Genomic DNA, 23,366 nt, shown 5'->3' on the forward strand with positions numbered 1-23,366 from the left:
CGCACGCTACGCGAACAGCTTAAGCGCTACGCGCACGCTTGGCCTTGGCCGTTGGCCACGCTACGCGAATGGCCACGCTCCGCGAACGCGAACAGCTTTCAGCTATCAGCTTATGCGCTATGGGCACGCTACACTAACAGCCATTGGCTGTAGGCTCAAGCTACTTGAGGTGCTTTTGAATAAAATAACCATGATAGCTGACCGCTGTTCGCGTAGCGTGGCCTACGGCCAATCACTGACGGCTGACGGCTGACCGCTGACCGCTGAATGCTTACATTACCCGAGAAGGGATATGATGATTAGTCAACCAGACATGATGGTAGATGTTACTTGACGGTAACTTTAGCACCAGCCTCTTCCAGTTGCTTCTTAGCGTCTTCAGCCGCCTCTTTAGCAATGGCCTCTTTAATCGCTTTAGGAGCAGATTCCACCAACTCTTTGGCTTCTTTGAGACCCAAACCAGTGATTGCTCGCACCACCTTAAGTACAGCAATCTTCTTATCAGAGGGGAACTCTTCTAGAACCACATCAAATTCAGTTTTCTCTTCCTCTGGCTCAGCCTCAGCAGCTCCAGGAGCACCAGCCATAGCACCAGGCATCATCATCATACCGCCAGCAGGAGCAGCAGCGCTGACACCAAAAGCCTCTTCGATCTGCTTAACTAGCTCAGAAGCTTCTAGCAGAGTGAGAGATTTTAATTTTTCGAGAATTTCATCAGTTGTAGCAGACATTGATATAACTCCTTTTAGGTGAATTGTTTAATTTGTTGAGTGTTGTACTTAACTCTTGTAGTTGAGTGTTGTACAAATCTCAGAAAGGGGGAAAACCGAGTACTAGCTGTTGCCTTCTTCCTTGGCAGCAACCCCTTGGATGCATCGACCCAAAGAAGCTGGCACCTCGTTAATACTACGACCCAAGGAGGCTGGTACCTCATTAATACCGACAGCAAGTTTGGTAGCGATAGAATTAATCGCTCCAGCAACTTGCGCGATCAGTTCCTCCTTAGAAGGCAAGTCAGCAATTGCCTTAACTTGCTCTTCATTCAAGGCTTGACCTTGCATCACGCCGCCGCGAAATTCAGTCTTCTTGGCGGTTTTCTTAAACTCCTGGTAAGCTCTGATGGCACTACCAACATCGTCTTTGACCAGGAGAAAGGCTGAAGTACCACTGAGGAATTCTGTCATTGGCCGCCAGTTTTCGTCTTCTTCCACCGCAAGCCGCATGAAGGTGTTTTTGGTCACCTTGCAAATCGTGCCAGTGGGACGCAGACGATTCCGTAAATCGGTAATTTCAGCAACCGACAGCCCCTGGTAATCAATAACTACAGCCAACTGAGACTCACTCAAGGTTTGCTTGAGCTCCGCCACAATTGTCTTTTTTTCGTCAAGTGTTCTACCCATTTTGTTAAGTGTTAATTGGTTAATTGTTCATTGAAAATAAATAAAAATAAATAAAAATAAATATTATTTATTTTCAATTGACTCTCAACCAAGAATGATAAGTATTCAACCGTCGATGATCTCACTGATAACAAATAACCAAACTAAAACCCCGGAGACTTGGCCGGGGTTAAGGGTCGTATCATTACCGCTATAGAACTCACTGTAGGATCAGTGCCTGGGCAGATGATACATAGTACTTTAACCTCGGCAGGATATTAAGCTAGTTACTCCTGCTGTCTTCAGCGCAAGCCTTCTTCAATTTTCTAGTTTTTGAACTCTCCCCGCTTTGAAAAGACGGGGATTCTGAGCGGATGTCGTTGCGCGGTTTAAAACCGCGCTCCACTAAGCTCACGGTCTGATCTAGAAGTTAATCTAGTATATCGTTGCGGCAGATTCAAAACTGCCCTACCTCCCTGGCCGTAGGCCACGCTACGCGAACGGATTAACATAGAAGTTAACCTGTGGATTTACTTTTCATTTAAATAACTTTCGGAGTGGTTGTACCAAACAAATCAGGGCAATAAATCACTACTTTTTGCTGCATTACTTGCCTGTTCCATAGTCGTAGGATCAACCCCGTCTCTTACTGGCTGGAATCTCACCATACTAGCAAAAAATCAACGTAACCAACCTTATTCTTACTCGTAATTCTATTTTAACACGATAGCCGGGATTTATCCCGGCGCGATCCCTGGCCACCCAATAAATTAGTAGGTGGCTAACTCTCGCTCGTCAGTGTTCTGTTTTAAGCGGCACCCTCAAGCTTGAGTTCACGCAGAATAGCAATGTCCACTTCAATCGATGGACCCATGCTGGCAGACACATATAAAGTGCGCCAATACCGACCTTTTGCGCCAGATGGGCGATGGCGGTCGATAGTTTCCTGCAAAGCTTTGAGATTCACCAGTAAGTCTTCGGGGCTAAAGGATACCTTACCAAACATAACATGAACAATGCCAGTACGGTCAGCCCTAAATTCTAGTTTACCAGCTTTGAATTCTTGAATTGCCTGAGCTATGTCATTAGTAACTGTACCACCTTTAGGAGAAGGCATCAAGCCCCGTGGTCCGAGGAGACGACCTAATCTGGCTACTTTGGGCATCATGTCCGGCGTAGCAATTAGCCGGTCAAAATCCATCATCCCGTTTTGAATTTCTGCAATTAACTCCTCAGAACCGGCAATGTCTGCCCCTGAATTAGTAGCTTCCGAGACTTTTTCACCCCGAGCAATCACTGCTACTCGTATCGTCTGACCTGTTCCCTTCGGTAAAGCTACTGTAGTGCGCAGTTGCTGGTCAGTATACTTTGGGTCAATTCCTAAGCGAATATGGGCTTCAGCCGATTCCGAAAATTTGGCGGTGGCTGTTTCTTTGAGGAGTTTGAGAGCTTCTATGGGTTCATAAGGTCGCTCTTCAACCTTCTTTTTTAGTTCTTGTAATCGACGCGATGGTTTCTTGGGCATTTAGATCTCCTGGGGTACTTAGCGAAGTAAAACTCCTCCCCCTCTATGGTTTACTTTAAGACATTGGAGTTGAAAGTTGAAAGTTGAAAGTTGAAAGTTAAAAGTTGAAAGTTGAAAGTTGAAAGTTGAAAGTGTAAATTCATCCTTCATCCTTCACTCTTTCTATGCATCCTTCTAATCGGTTATGGCTACACCCATGTTTCTAGCTGTGCCTTCCACAATTTTCATTGCCGCTTCTATATCATTGGCATTGAGGTCAGGCATTTTAGTTTGGGCGATTTCTTGCAGCTGGGAGCGAGTAAGGCTGCCAGCTTTAGTGCGGTTGGGTTGTGCTGAACCTTTCTCAATGCCAGCAGCTTTCTTAATCAGTACAGATGCTGGTGGAGTTTTGAGGATAAAGGTAAAGCTTCGATCCTCAAACACTGAAATTTCTACTGGTATCACCATACCAGCTTGATCAGCAGTTTTGGCATTGTACTCTTTACAGAATGCCATAATATTGACCCCGTGCTGACCGAGTGCTGGTCCGACGGGGGGAGCTGGGTTAGCTTTCCCAGCTGGGAGCGCTAACTTAATCAATGCAACAACTTTTTTAGCCATGATCTAGGGTCTAGCTTGTTTTTTCAATCTGATTGAACTCCAATTCTACTGGTGTATCCCGCCCAAAGATCGAGAGTAACGCTTTGAGTTTGCTCCTTTCGGGGCTAACTTCAATCACTTCCCCTTCAAATCCTTTAAACGGACCAGATAGCACAATGATTTTGTCCCCTACTGCCAGATCTACTTTGACAATCGGCTCTTGCTCTTCGGCTTGCTTGAAGATCCGCTCCACTTCGCCAGGGCTGAGGGGTACGGGTTTAACATGTCCCCGTCCACGCCCGTAGCTGCGTTTTTGTTCTGCCCCAACAAAATTAATCACATTTGGTGTGTTTTTGACAACTTGCCAAGCTTCATCATCCATCACCATCTGGACTAACACATAGCCGGGGAAAACTTTTTCTTCGCTGTGTTGCCGAGAACCATCCTTACGGATTTTAACCGTAGGTGTTTGGGGAATCTGCACTTTCAAAATCCGGTCCCCTACATCCATGGTTTGGATACGCTGTTCCAAGTTCGTTTTAACCCGTTTTTCACAGCCAGAAGCAACCTGGACTGCGTACCAACGTGAACCTGCAGGTTTTGATACCTGTTGATCGAAATCTTGGGATTCGTCTGCAGCAAAACTCATCAAAATACCTGTCCTGATGCCCAGGAAAATAAACCATCTACCAAGTAAATTATGGTGGCAGACAGAATGACCATCAACAATACCGCTGCTGATTCGCTAATTAACTGTTGCCGAGAAGGCCAAACGACTTTAGCGAGTTCTTCTTTGGTTTCGTTGAAGAACTTACCTAGGTTAAACCCAGATTCAGTTTCTTTAGTCTCTGGTTCAGCTTTTGTTTTCTTCGCCACAACTTCTCCTTTCCCCCATCAACGCATTGACACTCCTCGTGAATAACGCAGCGAGGATTCTTGCTTCTCCGGGAGTCCAACGACTTTACCCTCCACAAGCATACACCGTCTGCCCGGCGGCGTTTGGAACGGTGCGACCCGTGGCGAATTAAATTTGCCAAACGGAAAGCCCACCGAAAGATATTTATTGAATTCTCGTGCTACGGCTTCCAAATTTATACAAGATTTAGGATTTTTGCTACCAGGGTTCCGGATCAGAAGCTGTCCGCTAGACCTACTACGCTTTTTATATATGCGCTTTACCGCTAGGTCTAATTATAACTCAAAGCCCTCCGTTGAAGGATGGGGCTTTAAACCCAAAATTTGTCTACCATGGTCGGTGCTTAGTGCTATGTGCGTATGTTGCTGAGTTAATCCAGCCAGGGATTAGAAGACACAAGTGGGATTTACAGGTGTCAATTTCCTGCTCCTTGCGTCAGCAATAGTCTAGCTGGTAGGATCCCTGCCACAATAATCCACTAGTCCTGATGGTTGAGTCAAACTCTGCTACTCAGCCCCCTCAACTGACGGACTACCACTGGATTTGCTCAGGTAAACCCTGGCATAGCACAGGTGCGACCCCTGGAGAATTTAATTCGCCAAGTAAGAGCGCACCTAACTTTTGTATTCTACCAATTTTGAGCGCGCCCTGGAGGACTCGAACCCCCGACATCAGGTTTTGGAGACCTGCGTTCTACCAACTGAACTAAGGACGCAGATGGAGTAGAGAGGTAGAGGTTAACCGATACTTTTTAGCTACCAAAATCTACCAAAAGCAAATTCTGTATCGCCAATGCAAGATGCTTTCACATCCAGGGGGTATCTCCCAAAGCTCTGACGGAATATCCCGCGAGCGCCATAAAAATGTCAACAAAGTTGGTTCCACCGTATGGATATAGCGCAACTATTAAACCCTTGGTTTTCGGCTTTAATTTAAGTTACATAATAATCCCTGTCGGTGTTACCCTAATTTAAGTCTAACAAATAATAAAAGTTTTTGGTAGACTCGGCAACATTTTTTCTAACTGTTTACTAACCTCTCGCTTTATTTAGTTTACCGATACTTTTTAGCTACCAAAGTCTACCAAGATAGACCAAGGTTCGCCAATGCAAGATGCAATAGCATCCAGGGGGTATCTCCCAAAGCTCTCGGGAATATCCCGCGAGCGCCATAAAAATGTCAACAAAGTTGGTTCCACCGTATGGATATAGCGCAACTATTAAATCCTTGGTTTTCGGCTTTAATTTAAGTTACATAATAATCCCTGTCGGTGTTACCCTAATTTAAGTCTAACAAATAATAAAAGTTTTTGGTAGACTCGGCAACATTTTCTCTAACTGTTTACTAACCCTAATTTTGCCATTTACACCAAACTGATGCTAGGCCAGAAAAAGGTTATAAACTACGGTCAAAGCGTTGTTTGATGCGAGTAGCCTTACCAACGCGATCGCGTAAATAGTATAGCTTGGCTCGACGTACCTTGCCTCGACGGATTACTTTTATATTAGCAATTTTTGGAGAATGGAGTAGAAAAACCCGTTCCACACCAACCCCTTGGAAAATCCGGCGTACTGTAATCGTTTCATTAATGCCACCATTGCGCATGGCAATCACAGTGCCTTCATAGGGTTGAATCCGTTCCTTATTACCTTCTTTAATCCGTACCCCTACACGCACGGTGTCACCGACGTAGATGGTAGGGACGTTGTCCTTAAGTTGTTCCGCTTCTATGGAACGAATGATTTCTTGAGCATTCATGGTTTTTGCCTAAAAGCACCAGTTTTTGATTATATCCCAAAGAAAGACTTGAAGTCTAGAATTTTTTGGGAAAAGGTAGGACTTCAGCACCACTACCTGTGTCTGTGTCTGTCTATTTGGTGTAAATAGCTGATCTCGTAGGTGTATCTACTCTCTGTTGCTTGCTTTTTTTGCCTTGAGTACTCAAACGTACACCTATAATACCAAGGGCTAGTAAACCTAATGTAGCAGTAGGTTCATCAACTCTAGCCTCAGAGGAAAATCTAGCCTCAGATGACACTGGATACAGGAACTGGCGACCAGCGTAGTCATCGTTAACCAATGGGCTAAGGTTGGTGACTGGGTTCCCTGGAGCTATACCTAGTCCCCGGGATTCCATCAGAATATCTACGCCTGGGGTGTCAACACCAGGATCCTGATCTGGAACTGTAAACAATGAAAATGGTGAAGCAGCTGGATTGAGGGGATCGATTAGTTGGGCAATCGGGTTGCTCAATGTGGCTAGAGCTGTGGCGCTAGTACTGCCATCATAGTTGTCGTCGATAAATCTATTAGCACTGATGTCTCCTTCGATGTCCCCTAATCCAATGGCATGACCGATCTCGTGGGTCAACAATCGCCTGAAAAAGTCGAGGGTATATACTGTTCCGGCATTATTGTTGAAGGTCATATCTGCCCCGATAATGGCGCTTGAGCCTGCGTAATTTTCCGTTCCAGAAGTGAGAGTTACAGTATCGTTGATGTAATAGAAAAACGATTCACCTTGGGGTGAGGTATTTCCAGGATTCCAGAAAGTTGCATCTGTCGATGCCAACAGGTCAATCTCGGCACCATCTGGGTGAACGCCTCCTGTACCGGTTCCTATTACTGATGTCTCTAAATCTGCTACAAATGACAAATCGGTACCTAACCCAGAAACTGGGTCAACTACAGTCCAGGCGTTGAACGCAGCCTCAATGGCATTTTGAAACTCGTTGACACTAGGAACAATATCCCAGGTGAATAAATCTCGGTAAGCTTGATAGGAACCGCCCTGTAGTGAGTATCGCAATCCGCCGTCCAAGGAACGATCTTGTCCTTGGATAGTCCTTGGAGCTGCATCCCATCGGGAGCCACCTCCGAGTGTGTTACCAGACCGGTTAAAAATTACAAAAGCGTCAGAGCGTCCTGGGTTAGCAACTTCAATGGCGGCGAAGCTCAAAACAGACCCTAGGATGGCTAGTGATAGGTTTTGTGTCAGTTTGAGTAAATCCATAGGTTGTTTGTTTTTGGAGTTTGTTTTCATAAGATTTTTGATTTTCATACATTAAAATCTATTGGCAGATTAGTTTGCTCAATATCAAATGACCTGTTTTTTTGAAATCCGCTTTAATTCAATTAAATATCAAATTTAATTGAATAACATCAATAAAAATACGGAAATTTTATAAATCTAGTAAATTTTATGATTGCGAAATATAGCAGAAGTCAGAAGTCAGAAGTCAGAAGTCAGAAGTCAAACTCTTGCGCTTCTTGATGCAGTCGCTCATGGGGGAAACCCCCAAGACCGCGCTGCATCGCTTACAAAGGGTGTGAGACTTTTGTCATGTCCTAACTGCCCTGGCGACTGCTATATTAAGTAATCGGTATCGGTAAATTGGTATGAGTAAACGCAAAGACCCAAAGAAGACGAAGACTAAATTTTTTAGTATTATTGACACATTGATTCACAATTTATTCACAATGAAAGAAAATTAGCCGTAAGCATATGCGCTACGCGCACGCTGCTTGAGGTGCCGTCAGCGGTCAGCCGTGAGCTAAAGGCTCACGCTACTTGAGGTGCTTATTTTATTCAAAAGCAGCGATTGCGCTACTTGAGGTGCTGCGCGAACAGTAGCTTGGCCACAGGCCCAAAGCTGATACGCGACACGCTGATACGCGACACGCTGATAGCTGATAGCTTACAATTAGCGATCGCTTTCAAGATCTAATCCCTGAATAACACTCCAAGCTTTGAACACATTACCTTGCATCAAGGCAGCTATACCAGATAGGGCTTGTAGTTCGGGAATAGTCCGGTTGATTTTAAGGGCAGGTTTCAGGGCTTTTTCCCCATCTTTTCCATCCCAATCATAGAGATAGACGAAGGCAAGATAAGCGTGAGCATAGGGATTTTGGGGGTCAAGTTGGGTGACTCGCTTTAATGCTGCGATCGCACCTTCTACATCTTGCTGCAATACCCTACTCAAGGCCAGAGCATAGGCCAAGTCTAGGTTATTCGGTTCCGATTCCAGCCGATAGCTTAAGGCTAAATCTGCTTGTTCTAAGTAGTCCTGAATCGGATCGTACTGGTTAATGCGGGCAGTTTCTTCAAAAACTGGTTCTAGGCCATTGAGTCCTTTAGGTAAATTAGTGGATAATATCCGCATTTGGGTGATTAAATCTAGTTCTGGTGCAGGTATGGGGCTAGCTGCGGGATCGATGGTCAAGGTAACTGTTGGTACTTGTATCGGATAGGTTTCGCCAGTTTGTCGATTCAGGTAAGTTGCTTTCAGGGTGTAGCTTCCAGCTGGGATATCTGCTGGGGGAAACATCGCCATCCGTTCAATGACTTGAAATTGAGAATTGGCAGGTGGTAATTGGGAAGAGTGTAGTTCTCCCATGGCAATACCATGGTCGTGTAACCATCGGTGAGTTGTTCGCCTTTGGCGTTCCCGAAAGGTAGGTTGAAGGTTGTTTGGTTGAAGGTTAGTTTGGGTTGAAGGTTGAAGGTTAGTATCGGTTGAAGGTTGAAGGTTAGTTTGGGTGGAAGGTTGAAGGTGAGTATCGGTTGAAGGTTGAAGGTTAGTATCGGTTGAAGGTTGAAGGTTGTTTGGTTGAAGGTTAGTATCGGTTGAAGGTTGAAGGTTAGTATCAGTTGAAGGTTGAAGGTTGTTAGGTTCCAGGTTAGTATCGGTTGAACCTTGGCCAAAAGGCCACGCTACGCGAACAACCTTCAACTTGTTAACCTTGGCCAAAAGGCCACGCTTCGCGAACAACTGGCCCACCTTGGCCAAAAGGCCACGCTTCGCGAACAACTGGCCAACCTTGGCCAAAAGGCCACGCTTCGCGAACAACTGGCCAACCTTGGCCAAAAGGCCACGCTTCGCGAACAACGGGTCAACCTTGGCCAAAAGGCCACGCTTCGCGAACAACTTACCAACCTTCAACTTGTTAACCTTGGCCAAAAGGCCACGCTTCGCGAACAACTTACCAACCTTCAAATCTACCGGTTGCCAGGTTAGGATAACGATGCCAGATTTTAATTGCTCCCAAGAACCAGTCCACTGATAAGTTACTGGTACAGGTACTCCAGCAGGAGATGTTTCTGGTATGGTGACTTGCTCTAATTTAACTCTGGGACTTGAAGTGAGAGTAGTGCTCAGTGAACCATTGCCATTGAAACTAGTGGGTTTGATGGATGATTGGTCACCCACAGGCTTGATCGATAATGGTTTTACGGCTATTGGTGGCTGCCGCTTGTGATACAGTTTCAGTTGGCTAGCATCGGGTAATTCCCAAGTCTGGTGTAGCTCAAACTCTGACCCTTGCTCAACTGCCTGAACAATAGCTGCTTGGGATTCTGGGATTGACCCTTGGGCACCAGTTTTAGTGAGGAACCAAGAAAGCGATCGCATATCCTGTTTCACTTGTTTGGCTTGGGTTCCCACTTGACGCCCGTATACTTGGAAATTGGCTAATGCACCATAGTAATTGAAGTTGTGTTGGTTAATGTCTGGGGTTGATGGTAATACTCCTAAGTTAGAGCGCAAGTAAGGTTGAGTCTTGATGATTTCAGCAATTACCTTCCGATGAGGCCATGGCTGTCCTAAGTAGGGAAAATGTTGTACACGGGGACTAAGTAATTGAGTCAATCCTCTACCTCCTAATGGAAATAGATTCAACATCATCAGTACAGTTGCTAGCCCTACCGTGCTCCAACGCATCGGTTTACCCCAACGATTAGTCCAGCAGGTTAAGCCATAAGCCAGAAACAGTGATAGCACTGGAACTAATGGCAAAATATAGCGAGCATCTTTATTAATATTCAATGAACACAATAGATAACCACCCACTATGAAGACCCCTAGCCAGGTTAGTGACCAGATGGGGGGATGGGGGGATGGCAGATTGTTCGATTTTGCGATCGCGGATTGCTTGAGCCCATACTTGAGCCCATAAATTAATAGTCCTACTATCGGTATTAACAACAGCGGCCAAGAGATCAGGTAAGGTAAGATTTTCCAGTAGTAAACCCAAGCATCAAGGGTATTGAGGGCTGGGTCTCCTTCTGCGATCGCGGAATCAATGGTTGCTCGCTTGCCAGAGGTCAATATCAACAACCAATTAATCCGGTACCATGGACCAAATAGCAAAACTGATACCAGCAAACCCCCGATTAATTGAGCTAACCTTTGCCATTGCCTCTGCCACAGAACCCTCACCCCAGCCCAAGCGATTGGCACGAATAGAAAAAATAAGGCGGTTTGCTTAACTAGCAACGCTAATCCTAAACAAAGCCCAAACCCCAACCCCCACAACCATCCTTGTCTTACTGTGGTTCGGGATAAGGGTGTCTTGGCCCTTGCCAAACTCCACCACACTGTCAGAGACCAAAAACACAAACTGACTACTGTGGTTAAGGGATAATCCAGCAAAAATTCTAAACGGTAGCGATATAGTCCTGGTAACAACATGACTAAACCAGCAGCCCATAACCCTACCCGGCGGTTAAATAACACCAGCCCTAATCCATAAACTGAAGCAATTAACACTCCACTACATAAAACTAGCGCTATCGTAGCTAGCTCTGGTTCGGTTCCAAACAGCTGCTGAACCATTGCGGCAATAATATAAGTCAATGGCGGGACTTTTGAGGAAATTGCCCAAAAACTGCTCCACCACTCCCCAGAGAACCACTCAGGATGCTGCAACGCTTGCCAGTAATTCAAGGAACCGGTCAAATAATCCGCCTGGTCCCAAGCTGGAACAGAGTGATCTAGGGCAAACCAAATGCGATCGCAAAATCCACTCCCTAGCCAAATTAGTCCTAGAATTACTGGATCTCTCAAGCGTCTTTTCATAGTGGTGAGTGCTAGGTGCTCAGATGAATTAGCTACAACAATCTTACCTGTAGTGATATTGACTTATTATAACAATATTGTTATATTAGGATGGTGTGCTGTGCCGGAAACCCGTGTTGTTTTCTTCCAGGAGGAGGATGGGGAAGTTCCAGTCCTAGAATGGTTGACGCAACTTTTGCAGTCAGACCGTAAAGGTTATGCCAACTGTGTTGCCCGAATTAAGCTACTTGCGGCATCTGGATATGAACTGCGTCGTCCAGTGGCAGATTATCTGCGTTCTGGTATTTATGAGTTGAGGGCAAAGCATCGTCGTGTGCAGTATCGTATCTTGTATTTTTTTTACGGACAGAATGTGACGATTCTCGCCCATGCTATTACCAAGGAACAAGCAGCAGTACCGGACATTGATATTGAAAGGGCAATCTTGAGAAAGGGTTTATTTGAAGAAAACGCACATGTTCATACCTATGTAGAGGAGGAAGAAAATGACTAAGACTTCTGATGCGATTAAAATTCTTAACAAGAAAATTCGTACCGACCCCGAGATGGAGGAAATGATAGCAGAAGCTTCTCTTAATGCAGAGGTGGCACAGTTGATTTATGAAGCCAGAACAAAAGCGGGGTTAACCCAGAAACAGCTTGCAGAACTTGTGGGTACAAAGCAGCCTGTGATTGCACGACTGGAAGATGCTGATTATGAAGGACACTCCCTTTCGATGTTGCAAAAAATCTCTCGCGCTCTCAATCACCGGGTAGCGATCGCGTTTATCCCTACCGCAAATCTGATTCCATAGACCATTTGCAAATATAGCAATTCTCAATTCGATGACGTAATTTCGTGTAGGGTTTTAGGGACTAGGGAGTAGCGATGCATCACGATTACCTATTTATTGTCACCTTTTTAGCTCAATTATATTAACTCATTTACCATCTTCACATGAACAATACCAGCCTCCTCAAAGGAGTCTCCCATTATTTCAAAACCTAACTTTTCATAAAGCCCTTTCACATACTCTTGAGCATGAACTACCACTACCTTAATTCCAGCTTGGTCAGCTAACTCTAATGCTTTAATCATCAACTGTTTCCCAATGCCCTTACCTCTAGCATCAGACAAGACAGCTAACCGTTCTATTTTTGCCGTTTTATCATCTAGATATCTTACCCTAGTTGTGCCTACTGGCTGATTATTCCAATAGGCTAATAAATGCTTCGCTATTTCATCCTTACCATCAAACTCTAAATCCGCTGCTACCCCTTGTTCAATCTGAAAAACCTGCACCCTGATTAACGTAATTTCTGATAATCGTTCAGTATATCCAACAACTTTAATAGTCAACTCATCCATTTACTTATTCCAATTATGTAAGCATATGCGCTACGCGCAGGCTACGCCAACAGCAGTCAGCCGTCAGCCGTCAGCTTAAAAGAAACCTCAGCACTTCAAGTAGCGTACCCATAGCCCATAAGCTGATAGCTGAATGCTTACCCAATTATTAACTACTTAAATTATAATATAGTGGTTTCTATCTTAATGAGGTACACAGGATTTTTTCTTTCTTCCCTGTTCCCTGTTCCCTGTTCCCTGTTCCCTGTTCCCTGTTCCCTGTTCCCTGTTCCCTGTTCCCTGTTCCCTGTTCCCTGTTCCCTAAAACCCAAGGATTTGTATCTCACCTAATTTAAAACCGCTATACTTAAAGCCTTAACTTACCGAGGGGCTTGACACTCGACTCATCAAACCACTCTATTTTAGTACTATACTTTTCCTCAAGTCCTTGTTGCAAATTTTCAGATGGATAAAATAGAAACACATCACTAAACCCTTGAGGAATATCGGGAATATTAGGGGGAATGACTAACTGAAATTTTACCTGAGGATTTAATAAATAACTAAGAGAAATCACATCCCCAGGATTCACTGAAGAAACATTGCTAATTACCAGAGGTCGATCAGTTTGATTAATAATCCTAGCGATAGTAGGATTGTTACCCCCAACTTGCTTGTTCCACCAGATTTCTGTTTGGGAAATAATAGCACAAGAGATAACTCCCCCTGTAAGCAGCACAGCTATTATTCCTTTCCAGACCTTCTGTGTTCTTAAATTAGCCTTTATTAAGTTAGCCCTGGATAGAGACCCAGTTATATACATACTAATTACATAAGCAACAGCCAGCTGCACTCCGATATAGCAAGGTAGAAAATACCGACTACTCACTGAACGTCGTCCTCCCCAAATTAAGTCTGGTAAGATTAACCCTAATGCAGTAATAACGATTAACGTTAAAACCAGTAACCAAACTCGCTGGGTAGTATAACGACAGATAAAATAAATTGCATATCCCACAAAACTTCCTAAAATTGGTGGAATTATATAGGTAAATGGATGCTCCAGTGGTATTCCAAAATCAAAAAAGATAAAACTAAGGTTTATCCCCCAGATTTTTACCAACAATGATAAAGGGACTTGAATAGTTGTCCAATGGGTTTTATGCTGAATGACAGCTAAGTTAGTAACCACCACAACTAACCAAGGGGAAAAGGCTAGAAACCCGGCACCAGATGCTATGAAATAAGCAAAAATAGTTTTATTAAAGCGAAACCGTTCTATAATAAAGACATAAATTCCATGCCCAATGGCAACAAATATAGAAAAGAGAAATGTGTAAAGACTAAGGGACAAGGTGACAGCATAGATTACCCATGACCAGAGGTAGTGTGTTACTTTTTTACTATCCTTAGTTTTGCGGATAGCTTGTAACAGAGACGCACAAGATAGGATAATAGTCAGTGTCCATAGACTATATTCTCTTGCTTCTTGAGCGTAGAGTACATGAAAGGGAGATACCGCCAAAAGTGCCACAGCTACCCATGCCACTAAAGGGGATTCAAATAATTCTAAGCATAGCCAATAGATAGCTGGGAAAACCAGCAGGCTAAACAGAACAGATAAACCCCTAGGGTTATTGACAGCAGCACCAAATAGCTGCCGCCAAAACCGCGCCATTAAATAATAGAGGGGTGGATGTTCTGGGTTTTTAGCTAAGGCATGAATAGTATCGCCTAAATCTTTTTCAGGATTAGGATGCTGATACTTTTGTAAGTCTTCAACACCAATCACCCTACCATCAAAAACTTCCTTAATTACTTCATATCCAGTGTAGCCAGAACTCCGAATTGAGGTATAAACCTCATCGTGCCAGTATATTTTATGGTTTAGATTGAAGCAGCGGAAGAAGATTCCTAGCAGTAAAAGGACGATAATTAAAAATCGCCATCTTAGGGAAAAATACTGCTTAGATGGTTTCGTCATATATTAAATTGGTGGTTGGGATTCCATTCACCAGTATTTTAGATAGAAATATTGTAGATATAAAGGTTAATGGTTTTTGTACTTAATTCCTAACGTCTACTCCCTACTCCCTACTCCCTACTCCCTACTCCCTACAACCCAGTGCTTTGTACTTCACCGAATTGATAAATGCTATAATTTGTGACTACCTGTTTTTTTGGGCAAAATCTGGATCTTTTGGATTGGAAGTAGTAGCTAAAAATAGCTGTGGTAGTAGTAATCCAGAATTAGCCTTGTAGTCAGCAAACTCTGGATAGCGGGAGAGAGACTTATCTTTTTTGAGGATATTGGGAATAAATATACCTGCCATAAAACCTGCCAAAATCAAAAAGGGTAGCCAGTGCTGAGCTAGCATGGCAAAAGCAGAGTAGATCAGGATTTCTCCCAAGTAGTTTGTGTTTCGACAGCGAGCAAAGAATCCTTCTGTGATTAATCCAGGACGATACTTGAGAGTATAGTATTTCTGGGCATCACTGGCATAGTGTAGAAAGACTCCCATGATATTCATGGAAATGGCAGCAGCGACCAGGGGTAAGGGAGGCTCAGAACCACTCCTGATCAGAATAAAGGGAGCAACCCAGTAGAGCATTAGTATTCCGAAGCCAAGAATTCCCATGCCAATCGGTATTTCTTCCTCCCACTGCTTGTCTGGATAGATACGGTCTTTGAGTAGCCACATCACCCCATAGGTACCATGGAGGGCTAGGTAAACCCATGGCCCAAGGGTGAAATTCTGGTAGACAACCATTAATCCCAGCACTACTGGAGCGGTAAGTCCTTTGGAAAGATTGATGAAGTGCTTGATTTTCATAGGTAAGGTGTCTTCTCGATTAAAGGCTTGCTAAGTGACTACCGTAATTCTACGGAAATTTCTGATCGTGTTTCCACAATTAACCAGTCTATCAGTGGATTGAATTTAGTGTTCAGGAGTAAGTGACTAAGTACCTGGACATAAATTATATTAACTATATTAACTTTTTGAAAATTACTCAATTCATTGCTGTTCAAGGTTTTCCGGTCACTATTTTATAATTTACCTAGTCAAAATTAATTGCATACGACTACTTATATTAAAGGTAATATCACTACCGCAATTCTACGTAAACTTGTTATTTTTTAATTAAAAATTACCGAATAGGAATTTTAAAAATAATGATTTATTGTATTAATATATACTTGCTATCATTATTTTTAAAATAATTCGCGTATTTATCAGTAATTTGTCTTAAAAATCCTCTGATTAATGCAATCATGATTTATGATTAACTAGAGCTTTTACATTTGATTTGTGAACAAAGTACCCTATTGAAATACTAATTTCATCTAGTTTGGCGTTCACGAATCATTTAGGTGCGACCCGTGGCGAATTAAATTCGCCAAGGTCAAGCGCACCTTTAGAAACCCTATAGCAGTTTTCCATCGGGTGAGTTACTTTCCTCCTTAGAGGTTGTCTGAGAAGTCTCATTTGCTACATTCAAGCCCCCTAAATCCCCCAATTTTGGGGGACTTTTACCAACAAATTGATTCTTGTTCCCCCCAGAATTGGGGGCTAGGGGGGCAAAATTCAATATCAAAAAACTTTTCAGATATCCTCTTAGTTTTAGGGAGCAGGGATTAGGGAGGAGGGAGCAGCGATCCAGGGCAGTCTTCGGGAGCCAGTGCGGTCTTGGGGGTTTATACCATGAGCAACTGGCGTGGTTTCCACGGGGCTTACAAGCAAGGTTCGTTCACCTAGTGTCTCCGAGAATCGCGGTGTTCCGCACACAGAACCCAAACCATGAGCGACTGCATCAAGACAAGTAAAGGAATTTCAAAATGTTATGTTTATTATTGATCAAAAAGAAGCCAGTCAAACCATTGAGTGGCTGGATAAATCTACAATTATTTTCCAAAATAAACTATTCACTATATGTTTTTATATTTCCCAAAGTTTTTTCAAAAAATCCTTTCATTTCTGTGGCGAACTCTCTGAGAAATATCCGAATTTTTATTTGCTAGTAGAACCTCCGAATTATCTGACAATTTGGATTGAGCAAAAACCGGTAACTTTAGCGGACGAAGTTTCTAGTTCACCAATAAATAGTGCTCAACCATTATCCACTGATTATTTATCACTAAAAGCAGCTAGATCTGAAGCGGAAACTCCTAGACATCTTGATGGTAAACAATCCAGAAATCATAACCAGTTGGCTACGCCAGGTTTACCTGATTCACTCCCGGAAGATATTTCAACTTCCGAAGCTTCGATAGTAACTCAAAACCCCGGATACTGTTACAATCCGACAGAATCTGATTCCCCAGCAACTCCAAAATTAGCTACTGGTAATCTCAATCAGGAGCAAGAGATTCCGGAATCTGAATTCCATGTGCATCCTAGGTGTCAGCAAATTACGGAGCAATCTCTTCAACGGCTGTCTAAAAAGAAATATCGAGGAATTTCTTACCAGGAGCAAGATGTCTTGAGCCAGCTACCGGAATCGGAGTTATCTCCCAATTCTGAGGCTTCCAATTCTGAGGCATTGGATCAAAAACGGTCTAAAAAAACCTATCGAGGGGTTCCTTTCCGTGAGGGACTTACGCCCTGGGTTGCCCGGGAGTAGGTAAGTCAGAAGAGGGAAGTCAGAAGAGGGAAGTCGGAAGCGGGAAAAAATATTGTGTACCTCATAACTGCGATCAACGCTATATTTGAATAGAGTAGATCATGATCAGATACCCAATTACCAAGACAGAAATGTAGCGATTTCTGGAAGCGGAGACAAGGAAGCTTGGGTTAATTCTCAAAGTAGCTACATTTTATGGTTGACAAATCAATTGAGTTGTGATATAATAGTTATTGATATTATTTACTCCATCCTAAATACTTTGTCTTTACCCACATAGGCGTGAAACCGTTAATTGACTGGGCAAGACTCCAGCTCGATGCCCAAAATCCCAGGATTAATCAAATAAATTTTCAATATATTGGGTCAAGGATGTAGCCAAATCTGCGACGCAATTGACTACATTCTTCCGTTGACACTTTGAGAGCAAAATTGCCACAATCTCACCAGCTATTTCCAAAAATAGATCAAGTAGGGGGTAAACTACCCAAATGTTAATAATTGATCAAGAAAAGATTAATCAAGAGATTCAGTGGCTGGATGAATCTACAATTATTTTCCAAAATAAAATATTCAAGAGAGGTTTTGATCTTTCCCCAAATGCTTATAAAAAATCCTTAAAGTGTTGTAGTTGCGAAATCTGTGAGGAATTTCGGCCTCTGTATTTAGTTTTAGAACATCCCCATTATCTGACAATTTGGATTGAGGAAAAAGAAGCAAGTTTAGCCAACAAAGTTTTTAGTTCACCAATAAATAGTGATCAACCTAAATTCACTGATGTTTTATCACTAAAAACAGCTAGATCTGAAGCGGAAACTCCTAGACATCTTGATAGTGAAGAATCCAGAAATCATAACCAGTTTCCTACGCCAGTTTTACCTGATTCACTCCCGGAAGATGATGTTTCAGCTTCCGAAGCTTCGATAGTAACTCAAAACCCCGGATACTGGCACAATTCGACAGAATCTGATTCCCCCGAAAATCCAAAAGTACCTACTGGTAATCTCGATCAGGAGAAAGTGGTTTCTGAGACAGCAGTCAGTGACCAGAACAATACACCAAAAGCTGAGGGCGACCTGAATCCTAGTTGTCAGCAAATTACTAAGCAATCTGTTAAACGGGTGTCTAAAAAGAAATATCGAGGGATTTGCTATGAAGTGGAAGCTATTTTTCTCCAGTTACCGACCGATGCTCAAGGGTTTGTTATACAACGGTCTAAAAAGAAATATCGAGGGATTTCCTACTAAGTTCATAGGTAAGCATATGCGCTACGCGAATAGCTCTCAGCGGTCAGCTCTCAGCGGTCAGCTTAATATAAACCTCAAAAGCGAGAATTTAATATTGATAGATTAATGAGAATTGAAAGTCACCAGAAAAGTCTATCAGCTTTGTGGCACAGGCTTCGACCCTGGGACGCACATAAGCTGATACGCGACACGCTGATAGCTGAATGCTTACCTAGAAACTATTCCATTCCTTCAATGGGTGCAAAGCCTTGTCGTTGGATATTTTCAGTAATAGTACGGGGTTCGAGGAATTGCACTAGATAATCGGGACCTCCTGCTCTTGAGCCTACTCCAGACATCTTGAACCCACCAAACGGTTGCCGTGAGACAATGGCACCGGTAATATTGCGGTTGATATATAGATTACCGACCTCAAGCTCGGCTGAGGCTTGTTCTATATGGGATGGAGTGCGAGAATATAAGCCTCCGGTGAGGGCATAGTTGGTACTGTTGGCAATATCAAGGGCTTCTTGGAAATTCTTTGCGGCCATTACTGCTACTACTGGACCAAAGATTTCTTCTTGGGCAATGGTGGCGTTGGGAGAGATATCGTTAAAGATCACTGGACCAATAAAGTATCCGGTGTCAGGTGCTGGCATTTCTAATGCTACGTTGGCTTCCTGACGTCCTTTTTCAAGGTACTCCCGAATGCGATCGCGTGAAGTAGCATCTATCACTGGACCGACCTGGGTACTGGGTGCTTCTGCTGGCCCAATGTTAAGCGATCGCGTTGCTTCAACTAACCGTTTTAGGAAGCTCTGATACACTGGCTCCAACACAATTACTCGGGAGCAAGCGGAACACTTTTGACCACTGTAGCCAAATGCTGATTTGACGACTCCAGCTACGGCTTGGTCGAGGTCAGCACTTTCATCTACGATAATTCCATTTTTACCTCCCATCTCAGCAATGACTCGCTTGAGATGTTTTTGACCTGGTTGCACGATGGCGGCATCGGCGTAGATACGACAACCGACTTCTTGGGAACCGGTAAAGGCAATTAGATGGATATCGGGATGCTTGACCATATGGGCACCGACGGTTGAGCCTTTGCCTGGAACAAATTGAAATACTCCTTTGGGTATCCCGGCTTCTACTAAAATTTCAGCTATTTTTGCGGCAATCACTGAGGAATTTGCTGCGGGTTTGAGTAGCGTACAATTTCCTGCCACTAGGGCTGCTACAGTCATGCCTGTAGTAATAGCCATGGGGAAGTTCCAGGGAGAAATTACTAGAGCAATACCTCGGGGTTGATAGACATAGCGATTGGTTTCTCCAGCAATGTCGTAGTTATATCCATCGGTTAGCCGTTCCATCTCTGATGCGTAGTAATGACAGAAGTCAATCGCTTCGGTGACTTCTCCATCGGCTTCTCGTAATGGTTTCCCAACTTCCAGACAGACCCATGCTGATAATTCAGCACGGCGTTGTTCCATCAAGTCTCCTGCTTTACGTAAAATACCAGCACGTTCCCTTGCAGGTGTACGTCGCCAACTGGGAAATACTGCTTTAGCTTTTGCGATCGCTAATTCTGCTTGTTCTACAGAAATTAATCCAATTTTCCCGATCACGACCCTAGGGTTAGAGGGATTAACAGAATCTACTGTGTCTGTTGTAGACTGATACTCCCCATTGATTAAGGGTAAATAGGTCTTACCCAGTTGTTGGCGAACGGTAAGTAAGGCTTGTTTGGCTTTTTCTCTGGCTTCTAGCTGAGCATAGTCTGTATTTGCAGCATTGGTGAATGGGTTAGGAGGTTGAAGGTTATCGGGTTGAAGGTTAGGAGGTTGAAGGTTAGAAGGTTGAAGGTTGGAAGGTTGAAGGTTAGTTGGTTGAAGGTTAGTTGGTTGAAGGTTAGTTGGTTGTTCGCCTTTGGCGTTCGAGAAGGGTAGGTTAGCAGGTTGTGAACTTTCAACCTTCAACTTGCCAACCTGCAACGGTTCGTTATTCAACTTGCCAACCTTCAACCCTTCAGAACTTTCAACCTTCAACCTGCCAACCTGCAACGCTTTTGGTGGTGCAATCAATTCCTCTACGGGTCTATCTTCTAAGCTTTGTCGTAGGAAGGAACTATTTGCGGTATTTTCCAATAGCCGCCGAATCAGGTAAGCCATTCCTGGTAGTAGTTCTCCATAGGGTGCATAAACCCTGACCCGATGACCCTGATTGACTAAGGCTTTGGCGAGTTGGTCTCCCATACCGTAGAGGACTTGCATCTCAAAGCAGCGGCGGGGGATATTGAGATTTTCAGCAATTGCGATCGCATAAGCTTGGGAGCGCACGTTATGGGAACCGATAGCGCTATAGACATACTCGTGGTTTTCTAGCAGCAGCTTGGTGATACGCTCAAAATTGGCATCCGTAGCGGCTTTCTGGTTATATACTGGTTGGGGCCAATGGTTTTGCAGTGCTGTTATCGTCTCTTGGTCCCAATAGGCTCCTTTGACCAAGCGTATGGTTACTGGATTACCCCGCTGTTTTGCCCAGGCAATCAGGTCTTGACAATCTTGTTGTGAGTCTCGCAGATAGGCTTGCATGGTAACACCGATATCGGTGCGTGGGCGAAACTCTTCTTCCATCAGCAAGTCTTTGAGTATGGAGAAAGTAATGTCTTTGTATTCATACTGCTCCATATCAAAATGAACCGCCGCTCCTAATTCTTTGGCACGGCGGAGCAATTCACGGATGCGATCGCACACCCGATTTTGGCTACCCTGAGGATCAAGAGAATCAAATTGAGAGTAGAATGCTGTTAGTTTAACCGATACTTGCACTAATGGCAAGGATTTACCATCAGCAACGTCAATTTCCTCTACCGTAGACCACTGTTTGGCTGCCTCAGTGAGTTGTTCGATCAGTTCCAGATAGCGGTCTAGATAAGACTGAGCTTCTGATTCTGTAATTACTGCTTCCCCCAATAAATCTAGGGTAAATGCCATCTTCTGGTTTCGCAGGCGTTTAATGGTTTTCAGGGCCTGGTTGAGATTTTCCCCAGCAATATACTTTTGGGCTAGGGTGGCTACAGCAGCAGATATGGTTTTGGCTGCCAGTTGTCCTGGTATGGAGTCAGGATTGGTGAAATTGAGCATTCCCTTAAGGGCAGCAGGCAGTTCTACTGACTCATCCCCTAGGTATTCTTGAAAGTGACGAGCCACTTCCGTTTGGCTAAGCAGTGCCGGTAGGGTATCGATGAAGCGAAATAGCTGCACCCGTAGTCCTGGATTACTCATTGCCCAGGCTAGTAACTTATCATCCCACCGCATTTGGTCTCGCATTTGGGCAAGAAAGGAACCTTTCTCCCGAGTTGCGGCTAGAAGTTCTCTGGCAATTTCCTGAGTTTTAGCTTCGTAAGTGCTTTTGGGGATTTCTATAACCACCGGTAGTAGACTCCTGTTCTAGACTATGGCAGTTTTTGATAAAACAACCATTATATTCTATTTTCTCTAGTTAAAGCAATATCTGACCTGAGTCTTTAGAGGGATTTGCTCATAAGCATTCAGCAGTCAGCCGTCAGCTTTCAGCTTTCAGGTATCAGCTATCAGCTATCAGCTATCAGCATTCAGCCATCAGCATTCAGCTTTCAGCTTTCAGCTGTCAGCCTATGGGCTACGCACACGCTACTTGAGGTGCTTTCAACCATTGGCCTGTGGCCAATGGCTGTTCGCGTAGCGTGCGCGTAGCGCTAATCGCTGTTCGCTGATGGCTAATAGCTGATGGCTGATAGCTGATAGCTGATAGCTGATAGCTGATAGCTGATAGCTGATAGAAAAGCCGGGATTGATAATCGTGATATTTTTGTCATCATAGAAGTAACTCCTATTTAGGTGGGAGGAAAGCCGCGCTGGTGGTGGTTAACAGTTATGACCAGCGCGGTTATTAGTTTCAGTCGTCACCTTCTATAGTATAGATAAATCCTCTAAAAAATGCAAGGGGTAATTCAAATTATTTACATTTATTTATGAATAAAAAATTTGACAGTTTATATATTAAAATCTGTGTAGTATATAGCTAGTTTTTTTTGGTTATAGCAATCGTAAATTAATTGTAATATTTTTTGTTACGTGTTACCTATTTTCTGTTCCCTTTTCCCTACTACCTCCTCCCTACTTACTGCTCCCTTTTTAGATCAATCCTATGTTTACATTTAAACTAAAAATGCTATAGGATAGTATCAATCATCATTTACAGACTAGTTATGTTAACCCTCGATGAAATCGAAACAGCTATTCGACAATTACCGAACAGCGAGATTCGAGAGCTGGCAGCCCGCTTACAAAATTATTTAGATGATGCGCGATAATAGGTGGGACCAGCAGCTAGAATCTGACCTAAAATCAGGAAAGCTAGACACCCTTATTGCCAGAGCCGAAGCAGATATTGCTAGCAATCAAGTTAAGGAGCTTAATGAAATCCTTTACGACAGGTGCGACCCGTGGCGAATTTAATTCGCCAAGGTCAAGCGCACCTAAGCTGATTTTTGGATAAATGCTATAAACTAGATTAACCATAAATCTAATCAAAAAAGTAATCATCATGAATTGGAGAGAATACATTCATTCAAATCCCAACATTTTATTAGGTAAGCCAGTGGTTAAAGGCACTCGTTTATCCGTTGAGTTTATTTTAGGCTTGTTTGCTGCTGGTTGGACAGAGTTACAGATATTGGAGAGCTATCCAACACTAACTACAGAATCAATCCGAGCAATCTTTGCCTTTACTATTGAATGTATGCAATAGCTCCCTAAAAAATCTACCTAACCCCATTAAGATGTAGGGTGGGCAGTGCCAAAGATAGATAAGAGCAGCTGGGGATAGCATTAGTAGGCACTGCCCACCGCCCGAATTAATCACAATAGAATATTGATGTAGGG

Annotated in this window: 21 protein-coding genes, 1 tRNA gene and 1 other annotated feature; of the genes, 6 read left to right on the forward strand and 16 right to left on the reverse strand. The window is 43.5% G+C overall.

Annotated elements, in window-relative coordinates; genetic code table 11:
• Positions 1-326: 326 nt before the first annotated feature.
• The 11 genes from rplL to F6K64_RS02465 form a co-directional block, all read right to left on the reverse strand.
• Positions 327-731 carry a 50S ribosomal protein L7/L12 gene (gene rplL / locus F6K64_RS02415; protein ID WP_008188901.1) on the reverse strand — a complete coding sequence of 135 codons (405 nt, stop codon included), beginning with the start codon at positions 729-731 and terminating at the stop codon, positions 327-329.
• 102 nt (positions 732-833) lie between these two features.
• A complete protein-coding gene (gene rplJ, locus F6K64_RS02420; RefSeq protein WP_008188899.1) occupies positions 834-1,400 on the reverse strand; it encodes a 50S ribosomal protein L10 in 567 nt (188 codons plus the stop codon).
• A gap of 134 nt (positions 1,401-1,534) precedes the next feature.
• Positions 1,535-1,703: a sequence feature (ribosomal protein L10 leader region), on the reverse strand.
• Positions 1,704-2,187: 484 nt separating this feature from the next.
• Positions 2,188-2,904 (reverse strand): 50S ribosomal protein L1, encoded by a 717-nt coding sequence (gene rplA, locus F6K64_RS02425; RefSeq protein WP_008188897.1) that lies wholly within the window; start codon positions 2,902-2,904, stop codon positions 2,188-2,190.
• Positions 2,905-3,078: 174 nt separating this feature from the next.
• Positions 3,079-3,504: a 50S ribosomal protein L11 gene (gene rplK / locus F6K64_RS02430; RefSeq protein WP_008188895.1), complete on the reverse strand. Its 426-nt coding sequence runs from the start codon at positions 3,502-3,504 to the stop codon at positions 3,079-3,081.
• Between the two features lie 10 nt (positions 3,505-3,514).
• Positions 3,515-4,132 (reverse strand): transcription termination/antitermination protein NusG, encoded by a 618-nt coding sequence (gene nusG, locus F6K64_RS02435; RefSeq protein ID WP_008188893.1) that lies wholly within the window; start codon positions 4,130-4,132, stop codon positions 3,515-3,517.
• Complete coding sequence (gene secE, locus F6K64_RS02440; protein ID WP_008188891.1) at positions 4,132-4,359, reverse strand: preprotein translocase subunit SecE; 228 nt, start codon at positions 4,357-4,359, stop codon at positions 4,132-4,134. The genes nusG and secE overlap by 1 nt, the downstream gene beginning before the upstream one ends.
• Before the next feature lie 682 nt (positions 4,360-5,041).
• A tRNA-Trp gene (locus F6K64_RS02445) sits at positions 5,042-5,114 on the reverse strand.
• Between the two features lie 351 nt (positions 5,115-5,465).
• On the reverse strand, positions 5,466-5,615 hold the full coding sequence (locus tag F6K64_RS02450; RefSeq protein ID WP_158026589.1) for a hypothetical protein: 150 nt from the start codon (positions 5,613-5,615) through the stop codon (positions 5,466-5,468).
• 179 nt (positions 5,616-5,794) lie between these two features.
• Entirely contained in the window at positions 5,795-6,157 is a 363-nt protein-coding gene (gene rplS / locus F6K64_RS02455) for a 50S ribosomal protein L19 (RefSeq protein ID WP_287248026.1), read from the reverse strand.
• Positions 6,158-6,269: 112 nt separating this feature from the next.
• Positions 6,270-7,442: a zinc metalloprotease gene (locus F6K64_RS02460; RefSeq protein WP_131827128.1), complete on the reverse strand. Its 1,173-nt coding sequence runs from the start codon at positions 7,440-7,442 to the stop codon at positions 6,270-6,272.
• 661 nt (positions 7,443-8,103) lie between these two features.
• Positions 8,104-11,259 carry a phospholipid carrier-dependent glycosyltransferase gene (locus F6K64_RS02465; protein ID WP_008180522.1) on the reverse strand — a complete coding sequence of 1,052 codons (3,156 nt, stop codon included), beginning with the start codon at positions 11,257-11,259 and terminating at the stop codon, positions 8,104-8,106.
• Positions 11,260-11,359: 100 nt separating this feature from the next.
• Between F6K64_RS02465 and F6K64_RS02470 the strand changes: the two genes are divergently transcribed.
• Both F6K64_RS02470 and F6K64_RS02475 read left to right on the forward strand, forming a co-directional pair.
• Positions 11,360-11,752 (forward strand): type II toxin-antitoxin system RelE/ParE family toxin, encoded by a 393-nt coding sequence (locus F6K64_RS02470; protein ID WP_044492385.1) that lies wholly within the window; start codon positions 11,360-11,362, stop codon positions 11,750-11,752.
• Positions 11,745-12,053: a helix-turn-helix domain-containing protein gene (locus F6K64_RS02475; protein ID WP_008180525.1), complete on the forward strand. Its 309-nt coding sequence runs from the start codon at positions 11,745-11,747 to the stop codon at positions 12,051-12,053. Before F6K64_RS02470 ends, F6K64_RS02475 begins: the two co-directional genes overlap by 8 nt.
• Before the next feature lie 116 nt (positions 12,054-12,169).
• Here F6K64_RS02475 and F6K64_RS02480 read toward each other — a convergent pair whose 3' ends face one another.
• From F6K64_RS02480 to F6K64_RS02495, 4 genes are all read right to left on the reverse strand, one after another.
• Positions 12,170-12,607: a GNAT family N-acetyltransferase gene (locus tag F6K64_RS02480; protein WP_008180527.1), complete on the reverse strand. Its 438-nt coding sequence runs from the start codon at positions 12,605-12,607 to the stop codon at positions 12,170-12,172.
• Between the two features lie 161 nt (positions 12,608-12,768).
• Positions 12,769-12,933, reverse strand: coding sequence for a hypothetical protein (locus F6K64_RS02485; RefSeq protein ID WP_008180531.1), 165 nt, complete (start codon positions 12,931-12,933; stop codon positions 12,769-12,771).
• Between the two features lie 20 nt (positions 12,934-12,953).
• Complete coding sequence (locus F6K64_RS02490) at positions 12,954-14,570, reverse strand: glycosyltransferase family 39 protein (RefSeq protein ID WP_008180533.1); 1,617 nt, start codon at positions 14,568-14,570, stop codon at positions 12,954-12,956.
• A 184-nt stretch (positions 14,571-14,754) separates the two neighbouring features.
• Positions 14,755-15,420, reverse strand: a complete 666-nt coding sequence (locus F6K64_RS02495) for a methyltransferase family protein (RefSeq protein ID WP_008180535.1) — start codon at positions 15,418-15,420, stop codon at positions 14,755-14,757.
• Between the two features lie 1,009 nt (positions 15,421-16,429).
• Between F6K64_RS02495 and F6K64_RS02500 the strand changes: the two genes are divergently transcribed.
• Both F6K64_RS02500 and F6K64_RS02505 read left to right on the forward strand, forming a co-directional pair.
• Positions 16,430-17,209 (forward strand): hypothetical protein, encoded by a 780-nt coding sequence (locus F6K64_RS02500; RefSeq protein ID WP_287264750.1) that lies wholly within the window; start codon positions 16,430-16,432, stop codon positions 17,207-17,209.
• A 491-nt stretch (positions 17,210-17,700) separates the two neighbouring features.
• On the forward strand, positions 17,701-18,456 hold the full coding sequence (locus tag F6K64_RS02505) for a hypothetical protein (protein ID WP_008180543.1): 756 nt from the start codon (positions 17,701-17,703) through the stop codon (positions 18,454-18,456).
• 218 nt (positions 18,457-18,674) lie between these two features.
• Here the strand turns inward: F6K64_RS02505 and pruA are convergent, their stop codons facing one another.
• Positions 18,675-21,872, reverse strand: a complete 3,198-nt coding sequence (pruA, locus tag F6K64_RS02510) for an L-glutamate gamma-semialdehyde dehydrogenase (RefSeq protein ID WP_008180545.1) — start codon at positions 21,870-21,872, stop codon at positions 18,675-18,677.
• A 105-nt stretch (positions 21,873-21,977) separates the two neighbouring features.
• Between pruA and F6K64_RS02515 the strand changes: the two genes are divergently transcribed.
• Both F6K64_RS02515 and F6K64_RS02520 read left to right on the forward strand, forming a co-directional pair.
• Complete coding sequence (locus tag F6K64_RS02515; protein ID WP_287264751.1) at positions 21,978-22,175, forward strand: hypothetical protein; 198 nt, start codon at positions 21,978-21,980, stop codon at positions 22,173-22,175.
• Positions 22,176-23,028: 853 nt separating this feature from the next.
• Complete coding sequence (locus F6K64_RS02520) at positions 23,029-23,232, forward strand: DUF433 domain-containing protein (protein ID WP_008180552.1); 204 nt, start codon at positions 23,029-23,031, stop codon at positions 23,230-23,232.
• Positions 23,233-23,366: the final 134 nt, after the last annotated feature.

This window comes from Moorena sp. SIO3A2, from assembly GCF_010672265.1.
Taxonomy (GTDB): domain Bacteria; phylum Cyanobacteriota; class Cyanobacteriia; order Cyanobacteriales; family Coleofasciculaceae; genus Moorena; species Moorena producens.